This is a genomic window from Nitrincola tibetensis, from assembly GCF_003284585.1.
Classification (GTDB): Bacteria; Pseudomonadota; Gammaproteobacteria; order Pseudomonadales; family Balneatricaceae; genus Nitrincola; species Nitrincola tibetensis.
Genome location: NZ_QKRX01000006.1, coordinates 108,127 through 126,959, shown reverse-complemented (window position 1 = coordinate 126,959; position 18,833 = coordinate 108,127). Strand labels below are relative to the sequence as shown.

General features: G+C 44.1%; 19 protein-coding genes. All 19 read right to left on the bottom strand.

What is annotated here, in order from left to right:
- Window positions 1-54 precede the first annotated feature (54 nt).
- Entirely contained in the window at window positions 55-480 is a 426-nt protein-coding gene (locus tag DN062_RS09730; RefSeq protein ID WP_112159141.1) for a F0F1 ATP synthase subunit epsilon, read from the bottom strand.
- A gap of 32 nt (window positions 481-512) precedes the next feature.
- On the bottom strand, window positions 513-1,892 hold the full coding sequence (gene atpD / locus DN062_RS09725; RefSeq protein ID WP_112159140.1) for a F0F1 ATP synthase subunit beta: 1,380 nt from the start codon (window positions 1,890-1,892) through the stop codon (window positions 513-515).
- A 37-nt stretch (window positions 1,893-1,929) separates the two neighbouring features.
- The gene (atpG, locus tag DN062_RS09720; protein ID WP_112159139.1) at window positions 1,930-2,796 is read right to left on the bottom strand and encodes a F0F1 ATP synthase subunit gamma; all 867 of its coding nucleotides are present in this window, start codon (window positions 2,794-2,796) and stop codon (window positions 1,930-1,932) included.
- A 91-nt stretch (window positions 2,797-2,887) separates the two neighbouring features.
- Complete coding sequence (gene atpA, locus DN062_RS09715) at window positions 2,888-4,432, bottom strand: F0F1 ATP synthase subunit alpha (protein ID WP_112159138.1); 1,545 nt, start codon at window positions 4,430-4,432, stop codon at window positions 2,888-2,890.
- Window positions 4,433-4,448: 16 nt separating this feature from the next.
- Window positions 4,449-4,988 (bottom strand): F0F1 ATP synthase subunit delta, encoded by a 540-nt coding sequence (locus DN062_RS09710; RefSeq protein ID WP_338039974.1) that lies wholly within the window; start codon window positions 4,986-4,988, stop codon window positions 4,449-4,451.
- A gap of 9 nt (window positions 4,989-4,997) precedes the next feature.
- A complete protein-coding gene (locus tag DN062_RS09705) occupies window positions 4,998-5,468 on the bottom strand; it encodes a F0F1 ATP synthase subunit B (protein WP_112159137.1) in 471 nt (156 codons plus the stop codon).
- Window positions 5,469-5,544: 76 nt separating this feature from the next.
- On the bottom strand, window positions 5,545-5,769 hold the full coding sequence (gene atpE / locus DN062_RS09700; RefSeq protein ID WP_036512808.1) for a F0F1 ATP synthase subunit C: 225 nt from the start codon (window positions 5,767-5,769) through the stop codon (window positions 5,545-5,547).
- 77 nt (window positions 5,770-5,846) lie between these two features.
- Entirely contained in the window at window positions 5,847-6,671 is an 825-nt protein-coding gene (gene atpB, locus DN062_RS09695; protein WP_036512805.1) for a F0F1 ATP synthase subunit A, read from the bottom strand.
- A gap of 16 nt (window positions 6,672-6,687) precedes the next feature.
- On the bottom strand, window positions 6,688-7,137 hold the full coding sequence (locus DN062_RS09690; RefSeq protein ID WP_112159136.1) for an ATP synthase subunit I: 450 nt from the start codon (window positions 7,135-7,137) through the stop codon (window positions 6,688-6,690).
- A 120-nt stretch (window positions 7,138-7,257) separates the two neighbouring features.
- On the bottom strand, window positions 7,258-8,178 hold the full coding sequence (locus DN062_RS09685) for a ParB/RepB/Spo0J family partition protein (protein ID WP_112159135.1): 921 nt from the start codon (window positions 8,176-8,178) through the stop codon (window positions 7,258-7,260).
- Window positions 8,178-8,993: a ParA family protein gene (locus tag DN062_RS09680; RefSeq protein ID WP_112159134.1), complete on the bottom strand. Its 816-nt coding sequence runs from the start codon at window positions 8,991-8,993 to the stop codon at window positions 8,178-8,180. Before DN062_RS09680 ends, DN062_RS09685 begins: the two co-directional genes overlap by 1 nt.
- A gap of 2 nt (window positions 8,994-8,995) precedes the next feature.
- Window positions 8,996-9,619 carry a 16S rRNA (guanine(527)-N(7))-methyltransferase RsmG gene (gene rsmG, locus DN062_RS09675; protein ID WP_112159133.1) on the bottom strand — a complete coding sequence of 208 codons (624 nt, stop codon included), beginning with the start codon at window positions 9,617-9,619 and terminating at the stop codon, window positions 8,996-8,998.
- On the bottom strand, window positions 9,616-11,514 hold the full coding sequence (mnmG, locus tag DN062_RS09670; RefSeq protein WP_112159241.1) for a tRNA uridine-5-carboxymethylaminomethyl(34) synthesis enzyme MnmG: 1,899 nt from the start codon (window positions 11,512-11,514) through the stop codon (window positions 9,616-9,618). The genes rsmG and mnmG overlap by 4 nt, the downstream gene beginning before the upstream one ends.
- Window positions 11,515-12,250: 736 nt before the next feature.
- Window positions 12,251-12,808, bottom strand: coding sequence for a carboxymuconolactone decarboxylase family protein (locus tag DN062_RS09665; protein ID WP_112159132.1), 558 nt, complete (start codon window positions 12,806-12,808; stop codon window positions 12,251-12,253).
- A 12-nt stretch (window positions 12,809-12,820) separates the two neighbouring features.
- Window positions 12,821-14,149: an aspartate aminotransferase family protein gene (locus DN062_RS09660; RefSeq protein WP_112159131.1), complete on the bottom strand. Its 1,329-nt coding sequence runs from the start codon at window positions 14,147-14,149 to the stop codon at window positions 12,821-12,823.
- A gap of 112 nt (window positions 14,150-14,261) precedes the next feature.
- Window positions 14,262-15,785: a cryptochrome/photolyase family protein gene (locus tag DN062_RS09655; protein ID WP_112159130.1), complete on the bottom strand. Its 1,524-nt coding sequence runs from the start codon at window positions 15,783-15,785 to the stop codon at window positions 14,262-14,264.
- A gap of 1 nt (window position 15,786) precedes the next feature.
- Window positions 15,787-15,942, bottom strand: coding sequence for a DUF2256 domain-containing protein (locus tag DN062_RS09650; protein WP_112159129.1), 156 nt, complete (start codon window positions 15,940-15,942; stop codon window positions 15,787-15,789).
- Between the two features lies 1 nt (window position 15,943).
- Window positions 15,944-17,413 carry an FAD-binding domain-containing protein gene (locus DN062_RS09645; RefSeq protein ID WP_112159128.1) on the bottom strand — a complete coding sequence of 490 codons (1,470 nt, stop codon included), beginning with the start codon at window positions 17,411-17,413 and terminating at the stop codon, window positions 15,944-15,946.
- 299 nt (window positions 17,414-17,712) lie between these two features.
- Entirely contained in the window at window positions 17,713-18,624 is a 912-nt protein-coding gene (locus DN062_RS09640) for a DMT family transporter (RefSeq protein ID WP_112159127.1), read from the bottom strand.
- Window positions 18,625-18,833: the final 209 nt, after the last annotated feature.

Below are 18,833 nucleotides of genomic sequence, written 5' to 3'. Positions count from 1 at the left end.
AAAAAAGCAGCCTGATGGCTGCTTTTCTTGTACCGGTAGTAAGTCGGTATAGACTTACTTACCCAATTTTTTCTTAATCTGCTGTAAAGTACGCAATTGCGCAGCTGCTTCTGCCAATTGAGTTGCAGCACGTGAGTACTGGAACTCGCCTGACTTATCAGAAATCGCATGCTGAGCATGCTTCTGTGCTTCCATTGCTGCAGCTTCGTCAAGATCCTGCGCGTGTAAAGCTGTATCGGCTAACACGGTTATCTTGAAAGGCTGTATTTCAATAAAGCCACCAGAAACATAAAAAATGTCCTGCTCACCGCCTTCTTTACGCAGTTCTATCGGGCCTGGTTTCAGTTCCGTTAATAGCGGAGTGTGACCGGGCATAATACCCAAGTCACCCAGGCTTCCTGTTACTGAAACGAACTCGACTTTGCCGTTAAAGATTTCTTCTTCAGCACTAACGATTTCGCATTCAACAGTTACAGCCATGTTGATTACCTCTTAAAAGGTTCCGCCAGAACTTACTTCATGCTCTTGGCTTTTTCAATCGCTTCTTCAATGCCGCCTACCATGTAGAACGCTTGCTCAGGCATATGGTCGTATTCACCTTCCAAAATGCCTTTGAAGCTACTGATGGTGTCTTTTAGTGGCACGTATTTACCAGGAGAACCGGTAAATACCTCGGCCACGAAGAATGGCTGAGATAAGAAACGCTGAATTTTACGTGCACGAGATACAACTTGCTTATCTTCATCAGAAAGCTCGTCCATACCCAAAATGGCAATGATGTCTTTCAGCTCTTTATAACGCTGAAGAACACCCTGTACATTACGTGCAACATCGTAGTGTTCTTGACCAATCACTAAAGGATCCAGCTGACGTGAAGTTGAATCCAATGGATCAACCGCAGGGTAGATACCTAACTCAGCAATTTGACGTGACAATACAACGGTCGCATCTAAGTGAGAGAAGGTGGTCGCTGGTGATGGGTCAGTCAAGTCATCCGCAGGTACGTATACCGCTTGGATAGAAGTGATAGAGCCCACTTTAGTTGAGGTAATACGCTCTTGCAGTACACCCATTTCTTCTGCCAGTGTAGGCTGGTAACCTACCGCAGATGGCATACGACCTAAAAGCGCTGATACTTCAGTACCGGCCAAGGTGTAACGGTAGATGTTGTCAACGAACAACAGTACGTCACGACCTTCGTCACGGAATTTTTCAGCCATTGTCAAACCTGTGAGCGCAACACGCAAACGGTTTCCTGGTGGCTCATTCATCTGACCGTATACGAGAGATACCTTATCCAATACGTTGGATTCTTTCATCTCGTAGTAGAAATCGTTACCCTCACGAGTACGCTCACCCACACCCGCGAACACAGAGAAACCTGAGTGCTCGATCGCGATGTTACGGATCAATTCCATCATGTTAACGGTTTTACCTACACCCGCACCACCGAATAGACCGACTTTACCACCCTTAGCGAATGGACAAACAAGGTCGATAACCTTGATACCGGTTTCTAACAGCTCGTTTGAAGCTGCTTGATCAGCGTAGGAAGGCGCTTTACGGTGAATAGGCATACGCTCTTCTTCACCGATAGGGCCCGCTTCATCAATTGGGTTACCCAAAACATCCATGATGCGGCCTAGGGTTGCTGTACCTACGGGTACAGAAATTGGCGCACCTGAATTGACGACGTCAAGACCACGGCTTACACCTTCGGTTTGACCCATCGCAATGGCTCTGACTACACCGTCGCCCAGCTGTTGCTGAACTTCAAGAGTCAGACCGGTTTTCGTGACGTTTAACGCGTCATAAACCTTCGGTATAGAGTCACGTGGAAACTCCACGTCGACAACCGCACCGATAATCTGAACAATACGTCCGCTACTCATGTCCGGATCCTCTTAACTTTTAAACCTGTGAACTGCATTAAACAGCCGCCGCACCACTCACGATTTCAGAAATTTCTTGGGTAATCGCTGCTTGACGAGCTTTGTTGTAAACCATTTTCAGCTCATCAATCAGATCACCAGCATTATCTGTAGCATTCTTCATCGCTAGCATACGTGCTGCTTGCTCACAGGCGATATTTTCAATAACCGCTTGATAAACAACTGATTCTATATAGCGGACGAAAAGTGCCTCAAGCAGCTCTTTTGCATCTGGCTCATACAGATAATCCCAACTACGGTTCAGTTGTTCATTTCCGTTATCGTCTGCCCGCGCTGGAAGAACTTGTTCGACGACGGGTTGTTGTGTCATCGTGTTAACAAATTCATTCGATACTATGAAGATCTTGTCAATTTTTCCTTCTTCAAAGGCGTTGAGCATCACTTTTACAGATCCAATCAAATCTGCAAGTTCAGGTGAGTCGCCTAAATGGCCTTTGGCAGCAACAACATTGCCCCCATAGTTTTTGAAGAAAGTAATGGCTTTGTTTCCCAATGCACAGATGTCAATTTCGACTTTCTGTTCATGGAATTCTTTCATAGCAATAACAGCTTTCTTGAACACGTTTACGTTCAAGCCGCCACACAAACCACGATCAGAAGAAACGACGATAAAACCAACGCGTTTCACTTCACGCTCTTGCATGTAAAGGTGGTTGTATTCAGGATTTGCTTTTGCAACGTGCTGAATAACACCTTTGATGCCTAGGGCATACGGGCGGGAGGATCGCATACGATCTTGGGCTTTGCGCATTTTAGACGCAGCCACCATTTCCATGGCACTGGTAATTTTGCGCGTACTACCAATACTCGCAATCTGTGTCTTAATTTCTTTTCCGACTGCCATAGTTCCGCCTCTATTCCTCACTCAGTGTAGGGTCTGTAAACCGAGGTTTACAGACCGCATTACTTCGTTGCAAGTTACTTCAACAAAGTGCTTACCAAGTTTGGGTAGATTTGAACTTCTCAATCCCTGCTTTGAACTTAGCAGCAATCTCGTCGTTATAGTCGCCGGACTGATTGATTGACTTCATCAGATCAGCAGACTCGCTGTTGAAGAAAGCAATCAGAGCTGTTTCAAATGCACCGATTTTGTTCAAATCAACGTCTTTTAGATAGCCTTCGTTCGCTGCGAACAAGCTAAGACCCATTTCTGCAACAGACATAGGTGAGTACTGCGCTTGTTTCATTAACTCGGTAACACGCTGACCATGCTCTAACTGAGCACGAGTCGTATCATCCAAGTCGGATGCAAACTGAGCGAATGCCGCCAATTCACGGTACTGCGCTAATGCCAGACGAACACCACCACCTAATTTCTTGATGATTTTGGTCTGAGCAGCACCACCTACACGGGATACGGACAAACCTGCGTTGATCGCAGGACGAACACCCGAGTTGAACAGGTCTGATTCAAGGAATATCTGACCATCCGTAATCGAAATTACGTTGGTTGGAACGAAGGCAGACACGTCACCGCCTTGAGTTTCGATAATAGGCAATGCCGTTAACGAACCTGTCTTACCTTTCACTTCACCCTTGGTAAAGTTTTCAACATAATCTGCGTTAACACGAGCAGCACGCTCAAGTAGACGAGAGTGAAGATAGAATACGTCACCTGGGTATGCTTCACGTCCTGGTGGACGACGTAGCAACAAGGAAATCTGACGATATGCCCAAGCTTGTTTTGTTAAATCATCATAGATGATCAACGCATCTTCACCGCGATCACGGAAGTATTCACCCATTGTGCAGCCAGAGTAAGGAGCCAAGAACAGCATTGACGCTGGATCTGAAGCACCTGCTGCTACAACAATGGTGTGATCCATTGCACCGTGTTCTTCGAGCTTGCGTACTACGTTAGAAATGGTCGATTGCTTTTGACCTATCGCAACATAGATACACTTAACACCGGTTCCTTTCTGGTTGATAATCGCATCGATCGCAATCGCTGATTTACCAACTTGGCGGTCACCGATAATCAGCTCACGCTGACCACGTCCAACCGGAACCATTGCATCGATTGCTTTCAAACCTGTTTGAACAGGCTGATCAACCGACTTACGGGAAATTACACCCGGTGCTACTTTTTCAACGGCGTCAGTCAGTTTAGTCTCAATCGGTCCTTTGGCGTCGATTGGATTACCCAATGCGTCGACAACACGACCTAAAAGTTCTTTACCAACCGGTACTTCAAGAATACGGCCTGTGCAGCGAGCAGTCATGCCCTCTACCAGACTTTGATAGTCACCCAGTACGACTGCACCTACAGAGTCACGCTCTAGGTTCAACGCCATACCGTAGATACCACCCGGAAACTCGATCATTTCGCCGTACATAACATCGGCTAGACCGTGAATCAAGATAATACCATCAGATACACTTACGATAGTGCCCTCATTACGGGCTTCAGAAGACACATCAAGTTTTTCGATGCGCTTCTTGAGAATCTCGCTGATCTCAGATGGATTCAGTTGCTGCATTGTTATTCCCCGTTACTCAGGAATTCATCGCTTCGGCTAGTTTTGCCAATTTGGCACGAACAGAACCGTCGATCACAAGGTCATTAGCGCGAATAATAACACCGCCGATAATTGATTTATCAGTTGTTGATGTTACTTTAATTTCACGCCCCAGCTTAGTACGTAAAGCCTGAGCTAATTTTTCAACCAATTCGGCATCCAAATCGTAGGCAGTTACCATGTCAATCTCGATGGATTTTTCATGGTTTGCTTTCAATTCATTGAACTGATTTGAAATCTCTGGAAGCAAAATCAAGCGGCGATTCTGTGACAAGAGTGTCAGAAAATTTTTGCCCGCTTCAGAGACTTGCTTGCCGCAAACGGCGATTAACAAGTCTGCTTTTTGCTCCGCACTCAGTGAAGGTATACCAAGTACACGCTTCATTTCACTGTCATTTACTACAGCCGCAGCCAATGACAGCATATTTGACCATTGATCGACTTCGCCCTTTTCCAGCGCAAAATCGAACGCTGCTTTTGTGTAAGGCCGAGCGATAGTGTTGAGTTCAGCCATCATAAACCTCGCTTAAAGCTCAGCTGCCAGTTTCTCAACTAGCTTAGCATGTGCTTTTTGGTCAACAGAGGCTTCCAATATCTTTTCAGCCCCAGCAAGAGCCAGAACGCCAACCTGTGCACGCAAAGCTTCTTTTGCACGGTTAACTTCCTGGATAAGCTCAGCATCAGCTGCTGCTTTTACGCGAGCAGCTTCTTCACGAGCCTTCTCTTTGGCTTCTTCGATGATCAGGTTCGCGCGCTTGTTGGCCTGTTCAATGATGGCAGCAGCTTGCTCCTTACCTTCACGTAGATTGTCAGCCGCTTTTTCTTGAGCGAGCCTTAGATCACGTTCAGCACGGTCAGCTGCATCCAAACCTTCGGCAATCTTCTTTTTGCGCTCTGCCATGGCTGTCGTAATCGGCGGCCATACATACTTCATGCAGAAAACAACAAAAATGGCGAATGCTATGGCCTGACCAATGATGGTGAGATTTATATTCACGCCATTACCCCTCGCGATTGATTAATAAGGTTCATACCCCTTTGGGTAAGCCCCAAGGCTATAAAAAAACCGGTTATTAACCTGCGAAAAGCATGTACAGTGCCATACCTACACCGATCATTGGGATAGCGTCAACAAGACCTACCACAATGAAGAACTGGCTACGTAGTAAAGGAACCAATTCTGGCTGACGAGCAGCACCTTCAAGGAATTTTCCACCCAGCAAACTTACGCCCAAAGCACCAGCCAGTGCAGAAAGACCCAGAAGCAGAGCAACAGCGATAAACAGCAGTTCAGCCATTTTTTTTCTCCAACATTTTTAAGGTTAAAGTTAATTTTACAAAAAAACTATTTTCATTGCAGACCACTAATCAATGATTAGTGATCATGCTCATCATGGGCCATCGCCATATAAACGATAGTTAACACCATGAAGATAAATGCCTGCAGCACAATTACCAGGATATGGAAAATTGCCCAAGGCACAGACAGCACCCACTGTACCCAGAAAGGCAGAAGTGCGATCAGGATAAAGATAATTTCACCAGCATACATGTTTCCGAATAGACGCAAGCCTAGCGAAACAGGTTTAGCTAATAAGTTAACCAGCTCAAGGAACAGGTTAAACGGAATAAAGTACTTACCTAATGGCATCAAAGATAACTCAGCGGCAAAACCTTTGACACCTTTGACTTTGATACTGTAGTAAACGATTAGGAAGAACACACTGAAGCTCATGCCCAACGTCGCGTTAATGTCGGTCGTTGGTACGATTTTCCAGTAAGGAATGCCCATTTCACCTGCGATGAAAGGAATAAAGTCTACTGGTATGAGTTTCAGCAGGTTCATCAAAAATATCCATACGAATACAGTCAACGCCAGAGGCGCTATCGTAGGATTATTGTGATGGAATATACTCTTGACGTTATCCTGAACAAATTCTATGACCACTTCAACGAAGTTTTGTAGATTGTTCGGAACACCAACCACCACGCTGTCCGCCACCTTTTTGAAAAGCCATATAAAGAACAGGCCCGTCAGGATGGAAAAGAACATGGTATCGACATTGATCGCCCAGAATCCCATTTCCGCAGCTTTCTCTCCGCCGGCAAAAGACCATCCTTCAACAGGATGCTTACCAAACGTGAGATTGCTGAGGTGATGGGCAATATATTCTGAGGATGTAGGGTTTTCGCTTGCCATTCTCAGTTACTCTCAGTCAACGTTTCAGAAATCGATTATTGAGTTTAAACTGCAAATACCAACCGGATATCTGCATCAATATAAACGTTACAAATAAAGAAAGAGGGTTTAGCGGCTCCACCATCATAAAGGTAAGGCTAAACAACGCAATGGCTAACACCATCTTTCCAAATTGGCTCATATAGACATTGGCTAATATTTCCTTTGCCGTATGAGCGTTATTCTTAAACTGCACCTTCAACGTAAAGTAAGCCGTCGGTATTAGGTACAGCATACCGCCTATAAAAGCTGAGTAGGCGGCTACAAAATCTTTAAATATCAGTGCCAAGGATAATGCCGAGGTTATAAAAACCTGTATTAACAACACCTTAGCAAAGGCTTGCGCGACTACTTTTCCCTGTGAGCCTTGGACTCTGGATCGAACCCCCGCGAGGTTAAGACCACTCTCTTCAGGTTTTTCTAACATCGTATTATCGCAACTTTAACTTAGTCGGGGGATTATATGGGTTTAAACGCTATGACTCAACAGCTATAGAGTTTCTCTAGCACTAAGGTCTTAACGTTTACAACTATTTTCCCCCATATTTCAGGTATTCGCCTGTAATTGCGCGATTATTTGCTCTAGTTGCTCAGCAGAAGCATAACTAATACTGATTTTTCCCTTTCCTTGGGCATTTTCAGTAATCTTTACAGGCGTCGAAAAGTGACGAGACAGACTTCCAGATAAACTTTGTAAGCTCTCGTCCACTTTCTTTGTTTTAACAACCGGTGCTAAGGGCTCACCTGCACTGATCTTTTTCACGAGATGCTCAGTTTCCCTGACCGATAGGTTTTCGTGAATGACCTGTTCGGCAGCAGAAATCTGTAGCTCATCCTCCAACGCCAACAATGCGCGAGCATGACCCATTTCAATATCGCCATGCTCTAGGCGCTTTTTAACAGCATCGGTTAAATTCATCAGGCGTAATAAGTTGCTGATCGCCGAACGAGATTTGCCGACGGTATCAGCGACTTGTTGTTGTGTCAGTTCAAACTCGGTTTGCAAACGATGAAGTGCAATGGCTTCTTCCATCGGGTTTAAATTTTCACGTTGCAAGTTCTCAATCAGCGCCATCGCACTGGCGGCCTCATCAGCAACTTCTCGAACCAGTACAGGGATGCTTTGCAATCCTGCAAGCTGAGCCGCTCTCCAGCGTCTTTCTCCAGCAATGATTTCGTAGCGTCCATCATCAATCGTCCGAACAACAATTGGCTGCATGATTCCCTGATTTTTAATGGAGGCAGCCAGTTCTTCCAGCGCTTGCGGTTCTATATCACGACGTGGTTGATAACGCCCACGCTGTATGATGCCCAAGGGTAAATGCTTGAGTTCACCATCAACACTAAGATTGTTCTCAGATTGGAAAGACTCTTTAGCTTTAGAAACAGGTACCGCAACGGCTTCATCACCTATGCCCGACAATAGAGCATCCAGACCGCGACCCAGTCCCCGCTTTTTCACTACCATTATGCAATTTCCTGACTTTCTGACTCTTCTTGAAGTTGTGCGAGCGCTTCGGCTTCGGTCCGACGAATCAACTCACCTGCGAGGGCTAAGTATGCCAGAGCGCCTCGTGAATTTTTATCATACTGTAAAACAGGTAAACCATGGCTTGGTGCTTCGGCCAATCTGACATTACGAGGAATGACGGTTCGGTAAACCTTGTCTCCAAAATACTCGACCAGATGCACGGATACATCTTTGGTTAGGCTCATCCGAGGATCGAACATCGTTCTAAGGATGCCCTCAATGCGCAATTCCGGGTTTAGACGCTTGTTAATCTTCTCAATTGTACCAATCAAGGCACTGATTCCTTCCAATGCATAGTATTCGCACTGCATCGGAATGAGCACGCCTGAAGACGCAGAAAGAGCATTGACTGTCAATAAGTTCAACGAAGGCGGGTTATCCAGCAGAATAAAATCATACTCATCTTGAACATCGGTTAATGCCATGCGCAAACGAAATTCTCGACGCGGCAACTGCAGTAATTCAACCTCAGCCGCCGTTAAGTCACCATTGGCTCCTATGACATCGAAGCCGCCTGGTAGTCCCGTAATAATGCAGTCTTTGGCCGAGCTGTCACCTGTGAGTAACTCATAAGATGAATGTTCAATTTGATGTTTATCCACACCACTGCCCATGGTTGCGTTGCCTTGTGGATCCAAATCAATCAACAAAACACGTTTTTTTACCGCAACTAAGCATGCCGCCAGATTCACGCAGGTGGTTGTTTTCCCCACGCCACCTTTTTGATTGGTGATGGTTAAAATTTTAGCCACGATTACGCTCTCCCTAAAATCAACAAATGTCGCTCGGCATCATTGTCTGGTAACCCTAAACGATGGCTTTCTCTGAGCGTAAACGCTTTCGGTATTTCAGTGAGTTCATCTTCTGGATATTGACCTTTCATCGCCAAAAAGACGCCCTTTTCCGCTGCTAAATGTCCGGTCCATACCAACATGTCACGTAAAGATGCAAAAGCACGAGAAATCACCATATCGAAGGCCGGTACATCCAATCTTTCAACTCGACTGTGGATAACGTCAAGATTATTTAGCCCCAACTCCATTTTTACCTGCTGTTGAAAACGTGTTTTTTTACCATTACTGTCTAGCGTTGTAACCTCTAGATCCGGCAAACAAATGGCTAAGGGAATACCAGGCAACCCAGGCCCACTGCCAACATCAATCAGGCGTTTGCCCTTGACATAAGGCAGGACGCTTAGGCTATCTATCAAATGTCGGCTCACCATTTCCTTGGGGTCTCGGATGGCCGTCAAATTGTAGGCTTTGTTCCATTTCACCAATAGAGACAGATAAGCCATTAACTGATCCACTTGTTCATTCGAAATGGACAGATTCAGCGCCTTGGTTTGTTGTAACAGTAAAGACGTTAACTCAGTCATTCACTGACCGCCTGCAGTTGTTTTTCAGACATTTTTCGCTTTTTCAGGTATATCAACAGTAACGATATTGCGGCAGGTGTCATTCCTTGAATGCGCGATGCTTGCGCAATGCTGACAGGCCTTACCGAGGTTAATTTTGATCTAAGTTCATTCGAAAGCCCACTGACCTGTTGATAATCCAGGTCATCTGGCAACTGTGTATGCTCTTGACGTCGAAGATGTTCAATTTCTTCCGACTGACGGTCAATATAACCTGCGTATTTAAATTGAACCTCAACTTGCTCCGCAACCGCGATATCCTCAACGGCTTGCCCTTTCAAACTGGCAACATCTTGATACGTAAGTTCCGGACGCTTGATAAGATCGGCGAGATTGTACTCTCGAGCCAATGGATGATTCAACTTAGTATTAAGTTGTTCGGCTTCAGGTGTAGACGGTTGTATCCAAGTCGACAGCATTCGTTGCTTTTCAAGTTCGATGGCTTCGCGTTTACGTTCAAAATGCTGCCAACGTTCATCACTAACCAATCCTAACTCGCGGCCTTTTTCTGTTAATCGCATATCCGCATTGTCTTCGCGCAAAATCAAGCGATACTCCGCGCGGCTGGTAAACATACGATAAGGTTCAGATGTTCCATGAGTAATCAGATCGTCAACCAACACGCCGATATAGGCTTCATCTCGGCGCGGATACCATGTCTCTTTTTCTTGAGCCAGTAACGCCGCATTCATACCCGCCAGCAACCCTTGAGCGCCCGCTTCTTCATATCCGGTTGTACCGTTTATCTGACCTGCAAAGAATAGACCGGAAACAAAGCGTGTTTCCAAACTGTGTTTCAAATCTTGCGGATTAAAGAAATCATATTCAATCGCATAACCAGGGCGCGTGATATGCGCCTTTTCAAATCCGCGTATTGAGCGAACCAAATCGAGCTGAACATCAAAGGGTAAACTGGTTGAGATCCCATTTGGATATAATTCGTGTGTTGTAAGCCCTTCAGGCTCGACAAAGATCTGATGATGGTCTTTATCAGCAAAACGGTGAATTTTGTCTTCAATGGATGGACAGTAGCGCGGACCAATTCCCTCAATTACGCCACTGTACATGGGCGATCGATCCAACCCACCACGAATAATATCGTGAGTTTTCAGATTCGTATGGGTGATGTAGCAGTTGACCTGCTCTGGGTGATCGCTCAATTGTCCCATATAAGACATAACAGGCGTAGGTGTATCACCTGGCTGAACTTGCATCACCGAAAAATCAACGCTGCGTGCATCAATTCTTGGTGGAGTGCCCGTTTTTAAGCGTTCAACCCTAAAAGGCATTTCTCTTAAACGCTGAGCTAAACGCACAGATGGAGGGTCTCCTGCACGACCACCTTGGTAGTTTTCCAAGCCGATATGAATGACGCCACCCAAAAAAGTGCCTGCTGTTAACACAACAGATCGGGCTTTGAAACGTATACCACTTTGTGTAATCGCACCTTTCACTTGGCCGTTTTCAATGACCAAATCATCCACAGCTTGCTGAAAAATAGACAAGTTCGGTTGATTTTCAAGAATTTGGCGAATGGCCGCTTTGTACAAAATTCGATCAGCTTGAGCTCGTGTTGCTCTAACCGCTGGGCCTTTGCGAGCGTTTAGAATTCGAAATTGTATTCCGCCCTTATCTGTTGCTCGTGCCATTGCACCGTCAAATGCGTCAATTTCTTTGACCAAATGACTTTTCCCAATCCCACCAATGGCTGGATTACAGGACATTTGGCCAAGAGTTTCAATGTTATGAGTCAGCAATAACGTTTTTACGCCCATTCTAGCCGAGGCTAGAGCAGCTTCTGTACCGGCATGACCGCCACCTACGACTATCACATCAAAGTGGTCAGGATAATCCACCATCAGGTTTCACCCATTAAATAAAAGAACAACAAACAAGACAATTTCGATGGGCTAAGTATAACGCTCTATGCACAGATAAGAAATGCTCAAAAAATGATCAAAGTCTTACAAAGCGATTTACTAAAATAAAAACTATTCTATTAAAAGATAGTTTTATAGTGATGATTGTTATTAGAGGAGCACTTTTCTGTTAACAAGCAGAAAAGATTACTATAAATCATATAGTTACAATACCTGCTAGCTTGTGTTTATACACAGGCAACAAGGGTCTTCTGCCTGTTCATCGGCTGTGGGTAAAAGGGTCAGTTATGCACAGGTGAAGTTATCAACAGATTCATACCGTTTTTACCCTCCTTAGTTATACATATTGCACACAGGTAAATGTGGATAGTTTTAATCTGCCTTTCATCTGTTAATAAGCTGTTATTTATGTGCATAAAAACGTCCGGATAAACATTAAATTATGATTAAAATCAGTTGATTGAGTTTACTAGGTAATCTGTTGATAAGTTTGTGAAAAAAATTTAATTTATTTTCACAATCAGGGTGCTAGACCGGTTTTAGACGTCAAAAATGATGATTTTCATGTCAAAAATCAGTTTTTCAGGTGTTAAATATAAAAATTTACACTGAAAAATGCAGAGTTCAGGTGTGGATTACTTGCGAAGTGAGGATAAAAAAGGGGCATTCAAGTCGATAGTTCGCTTGAATGCCTGAATAAAAGGGGATAAATCTAGGGTTCGATGAAGGGTAACGGCTGTCCCGTTTCACGATCAACTGCAAATACGTTCAGTGTCATAGCCACCAATGCGTAGTAGCCCAGTACGCCAACGAGCTCAACTAATGCACTTTCCCCAAACAAAGAAACAGCCTTGTCGTACAAACCTTGATTGACTCGTTTGGTTTCGTAAAGGGTTTTTGTCAGTTGATAAACAACCGATTGAGCTTCATTTTCAAATTCTGGCACTTGTTTAAGACGTATAGCTTCTATTATTGACTTAGACAGCCCGGCTTCTAAGGCAATAGGTTCGTGAATTTGCCATTCTGCCTGAGACTGCCATAAAGAAGCCGTTGTTAAGATTGCTAACTCACTTAGCACAAGGGGTAGTTGAGTGTGATAACGGCAAAATGCACCCAGTTTTTGGGCATGATTGGCCAACTCTGGACTGTGAATCCAAGCAAGGAACGGACCGTCTAAGTTTCTTCTCGGACCTTTCAAAATATCTTCCAAAACCAGTTGTTGAGGTTTTGTCATATCATCGTAGTGTAAATGACTCAATCTTGATTTCATCTGACACCTCCGTTAAGACACTTTGAGTGCATGATCAATGGCAACACTGAGTTTTGTGACCAGCTCATCAATGTGTTCTTCATTAAAAATAAAAGGCGGTGCTAATAAAATATGATCGCCGTCTCGACCATTGATTGTGCCTCCCATTGGATAGCACATCAGGCCTTCATTCATGGCGGCTTTTTTAATCTTGGCGTGCAATTTAAGGGCGCTATCAAAAGGCTCTTTTGTATTTCGGTCTTTGACCAGCTCCAATCCTCTAAACAGGCCTTTGCCACGAATATCACCAATATTAGGATGATCCTTAAATTGGTGAAGCAGTGCTTGGTGAAGGTGTGTGCCCATTGCCTCAACATTGCTGAGAAGTTGGGCATCTTCTATTCGATGTTGTACGGCAAGGGCTGCTGCGCAGGCTGTTGCATGTCCGATATAGGTATGCCCGTGTTGAAAAAACCCCGAACCTGATTTCAAGGTGTTAATAATGTCATCACTGACCAGCGTTGCGCCAATTGGCTGATAACCTGCACCTAAGCCTTTGGCAATGCACAATAAGTCAGGAACTAGATTTTCTTGTGAACTTGCGAATAATGCACCGGTACGGCCCATTCCGCACATGACTTCGTCTGCAATGAATAAAACGCCGTATTTTTCACAAATGGCTTTCATTTTTTCAAAATAACGGCCAACGGCTGGTACTGCACCCAAAGTGGCGCCAACAACGGGTTCGGCGATAAATGCCATGACTTGGTCAGTGCCGAGTTCAATAATTTTATCTTCCAGCTCATTGACCAAGCGCGTAACAAACGCGTCATCATCTTCGCTATCATGCTGTTCGCGGTAGGCATAACATGGGCTAAGGTGGTGGATATTAATGAGTAAGGGCTCGAACTGTTGTCGACGCCAAAGATTTCCACCTGTTGCTAGTGCACCAAGTGTATTGCCATGGTAGCTTTGTCGACGTGCGATAATGTGTTTACGTTGAGGCTCTCCCTTTTCAACATAATACTGACGTGCCAGTTTTAATGCCGCTTCAACCGCTTCTGACCCTCCGGATACAAAGTAAACCGAATTGAGATGGCCCGGAGCGCGTTTGGCTAAAAATTCAGCAAGAGCTTCCATCGGCTCGGTGGTAAAAAATGAGCTATGGGCATAGGCCAGTTGACTGACTTGTTGCTGTATGGCTTGGATCACTTCACTATCGCTGTGGCCAAGACACGAAACAGCCGCTCCGCCACAGGCATCTAAGTAACGTTTATTGTCAGCATCAATAATATACACACCGTCTCCTTTAACCGCGACTGGATAGTCTTGGAGTAAACTGCGGTGCAACACATGGCTCATGAGTCATTCCTATTTTTCATTCAAGGGGCATATTTGAGACGAATCTAATTGAGATTTCATCAATGTGAAATCTCAGTATAAGGCAGTTTCCGATGAATTAAAGATCTAAACATTAAAGATCGTTTAGATGGTGTAAGTAATCGTCCGCTGTTTTCAGAATAGCGGTTTGTTGCTCTTCGGATTGTTTTTCCCAAGCTTTATAGGCCAAGCTCATGCGCGGATTTTTGCGAAAGCTGTCTTCATGTCGTTTTAAAAAGTGCCAATAAAGACTATTAAAGGGACAGCTCATTTCGCCAAACTTGCTTTTAACGTCATAGTGGCAGGGTTTGCAATAATGCCCCATTTTTTGAATATAATTGCCAGACGCTGCGTAAGGCTTGCTCGCGATGATTCCGCCATCCGCATATTGGCTCATGCCTCGTGTATTGGGCATTTCTACCCATTCGATGGCGTCAATATAGATGCCTAAATACCACTGATCCATTTGATCAGGATGAATGCCTGCGAGCAGTCCAAAATTGCCTGTGATCATCAGGCGTTGTATATGGTGGGCGTACGCCTGCTCTAAGGACTGATTAATCGCATGGCTGACACAGGCCATTTTCGTATTGCCTGTCCAGAAAAAATCTGGAAGATTCCGATCGGCATTTAAACTGTTTAGCTGTGCATAATCGGGCATATGTTGCCAATATAAGGCTCTGACAAACTCACGCCATCCTAAGATTTGACGAATAAAGCCTTCAACCTGAGCCAGGTCTATTTGCTCTTGATGTTCTGTCCAATGGTTTTCGACACGACGAATCACATCCAGTGGATGCAGCATTTTGGTGTTCAGTGCGAAGGATAGGCGACTGTGATAAAGGCTCCAACCCCTTGATGTCATTGCATCCTGATAGTGCCCAAATTCGGGAAGACAGTGACAAAGAAAAAAGTTGAGTAATTCTCGTGCTTCTTGTCGAGTGGTTGGCCAGATGAAATGTGTTGCATCAACATAGCCAATAGTCACTATTTGATGACGCTTGATCATGGCTAGGATGTCACTTACATCCTTTGAAAAGCACAGAGGTTCTGGAATTGTTTTGGATTCTGGAAGTTTTTTTCGATTTTCAGTATCAAAATTCCAACGCTCACCGAACGGTTTTCCCTGCTCATCAAGCAGAACTTTGTAGTGTTTACGCAGTGATCGATAAAAAAACTCCATACGTGACATTGGGTATGTTTGCCAAGCCTCTCGTGGTGTCAAAAAGTGTTCCGTATCAACCATAGTGGTTGGAATGTTTAGATTTTCACACCATTCCCGTAGCTGTTTATCTAGGCGGTACTCATCCGGTGCTTGGTAATGAAATTCACTAATATCGTAGTCGTTTATTAACCTTTCCAGTTGTTCCGTGAGTGAGTGCTCTGGCGCTGCATCATCTAGTGTTAAGTAAATCACTTGATGGCCGGCGGTCTCTAAGGCATTGGCAAAGGCACGCATGGCCGCAAAAAAACCTAAGAGTTTTTGTATGTGATGTCTAACGTAGTCAGCTTCTTGATGAAGTTCTAACATAACAAAATAGGTGCTGCTATCTCGGGCTTTATACCAAGAATGCTTAGCATTGAGTTGGTCACCTAAAATAAGTTTGAGCCGTTTCATGTTAATCCTCTTTAGGTGCATGGGGTTTGCGTTTAGTTCGGCAGGCATGGCTGCAATAGGTTACCGATTCCCAGTTTTTTTCCCATTTTTTTCGCCAGCTAAAAGGACGCTGACAGACGGGACACATTTTCTCGGGTAAATGGGGTTTTCTATGCATCTTACTCAACTTGATTCTTCAACAAATTAGGGACGTTTGCCTGAACTTTCGGGTGCTTTTTCCATGCCCAGAGACGCTGACGTGCTTCACTCCCCGTTTCTTCGTGGTTAAACATACGCTGTGGATAACTTACTTGATGCGGGTCCGGATAAAAGTGTTTTTCCATCTCCGTTAATAACCAAGGATGATGAATTAAAGGAATAGGCAAATGGGCGATTTCCGGTACATAGCGTCGGATAAAGGCGGCATCTGGGTCTTGATGCAGTGATTGCTGCAAAGGATTGTAGATTCTGAGGGTGTTGTATCCTGTTAACCCAACTTGCATTTGAATCTGTGGATAATGTATTCCGGGGTCAAAATCTAAAAAACAGCGTGCAAGATGTTCTGCAACGTCTTTCCAATCAAGTTGTAAGTGATGACACGCAACACTGACCAGCATCGCGCGCATCCTAAAATTCAAATAGCCTGTTGTTAATAAGGCTCTCATACAGGCATCTACCATTGGATAACCGGTTTCGCCTTGAGACCAGGCCTGATATTGCTGTGTATAACTTTCTGATTGATTCGTTTTCTGGGTATTGAGTAATTCGACATACCCTGGATTCAATGGCTTAAATTCAGTGACGCAGTTGGATTCAAACTTTTGAATAAAGTGGCAATGCCAGCGTAATCTTGAATATAAAGCGCGCTTTGAACGATCAGCTCCTGATTGGGATTTGAGTCGCTGCACAACATAACGAATGGATAGGTTGCCATAGGCTAAGTAAGCTGAGAGTCGGGAAGAATTATCAATACTGAGCATTGGCTGACTGATACTTTTTGAATAAGACGCAAGCTTTGTGTTTAAAAACTCAGCCAGGCGATCTAAAGCGGCTAACTCACCGCCTTTTTGGAAATTTTCGTTAGCTTCGAGCCAAGGTTTGGGAAGTGCACGGCATCTTAATTTTTGAAGTGGATGGTCCTCTGAAAGTTGAATAGATGAGACCTTGTTAAAATGAACCTGAGCTATAGGCTCTTTAAGATAGCGATCTGCAAATTTTTTCCATCCTTTTCGCCCATTTTGCCCTCTTCTTACAGCAACTTGTGGATATTCTATCCAAGGAATCTTGAGTTCGGCGCACAGTTGTTTAACGCGTTTATCGCGTTGATACGTAGTGTCTAGACCAATTTCTTCATGACTCAATAGGCAGTTGATGACAAAGGATTGTTGAAATGCCATTAGAAGATCAGGCATATCGCACCAGAAGACGTAAAGTTGATGGCCCAACTGTTTAAGTTGTGTGGATAAACAACTCAAGCTTTGCACAATAAATATTTGATGGCGGTCACTGATGTGTGGATCTGTGAGTAATGAGGGCTCAAAGGTGTAAAAAATACATAAGGGATGTTCTGATGAACAAGCATGAGCGAGTGCCACATGATCAAGTAGACGAAGATCTCGCTTTAGCCATACTAAGTTGATTGTTTGCACAGTCGATCCTAAATCAGATTTTCCCGACCCTGTTAACGAAAAAACAACACATCTGGATCTATTTCAGTAAAAATTCAACTTATACACATACTTACCAACAAATATTGGCAAGTACCCCCTTTCCGTTTGTGATTAAAAAATATAAAAAATTAAAAGTAAACCTATAACCTTTTGAAAAATATTATAAATATTACAATTAATCCTGTTGATAAGTCTGTTAGCTAACTGTATATCTTCTTGAATAAGCCTTTGTATGAATGGATAAATCCAAGCATTTAACACTCCAACTGTGAGTAAGGTTATTCAATTGTTTTCATAGGTGTTGATGGCTTCCTCGATGTTGGTACTTGTTGGATAAGTAAGGCCGCAATGATTAAAACCAAGCCGACAAGTGTGGCGGGATATATCTCCTCTCCGACTATAAATTTTAATAAAATCAATGATATAAAAGGTGATATAAAAATTAGATTTGAAATTTTCGCTGTGTTTTCTGCGTACTTCATTGCCATCAACCAAAAGAAGAAGGCAATGCCCATCTCGAAGATGCCAATGTAAATGGCTCCTGCCCAGCCTTGCCATGGAGACATTGAAAACCCAGGACCTATCGCGGTTGCAGCCAAGACAATTGGAAGTGCCAGTAAGAAACTTAAGGCAAGGCTTGCCAGTGGATCGCCCTGATTACGCGTGTTGAGAATCCAGTAACTTGCCCAAATCAAGGTGGACAGCAATGCCAGCGAAACACCAAGAGGACTTTCGAATTGTAAACCGAGGAGATCACCTCTGGTGGCAATCACTAAAGCACCTAAATACCCTAAAGCAATGGCAATCCAATCCTGACGTCGAATACGTTGTCCCAAAAAAGGCACTGCCAGCAAGGTTAGGCTAATTGCCCAAGTGTAGTTGAGCGTTTGTGCTTGTTGCGCCGGCAGTAAGTCGTAAGCCTGAAATAAAATAAGGTAATAGAGTGCGGGGTTAAGCGCCCCCATTAGTAAGTAAAAATAAGGCCGTTCACGGAAGAGCGTTTTCAACAAGCTGAGCTTACCCTGATAGCCAAGTAATAGGATCAGCAGCACCGCAGAGCTTAAGGTCGCAACAAGCAGCAATTGAGCGGGCGCAAAATAATTCAGTGAGAGCTTAAACGCAGTGGCGACGGTTGACCAACACGCAACAGCGGCCAGTGCAAACATAAGTGCGGTTTTTTGATTTTTCATCGGATAGGGTCTGTTGATTGTTCATGGCAAATGATTAAGTCCTATAGAGTACCTTAACCCTGCGTAATGGCGGATGATTTTTGATTTTTTTGTAAAAAATGGACTAAAAATTGAGCAACTACAACAAAGGATTACTCAATGAATATTCTTCTAATTCAGATGAAATGAATAACGAAGGCAAGGTGCGGTGATCCGCTAAAGTTCACTTT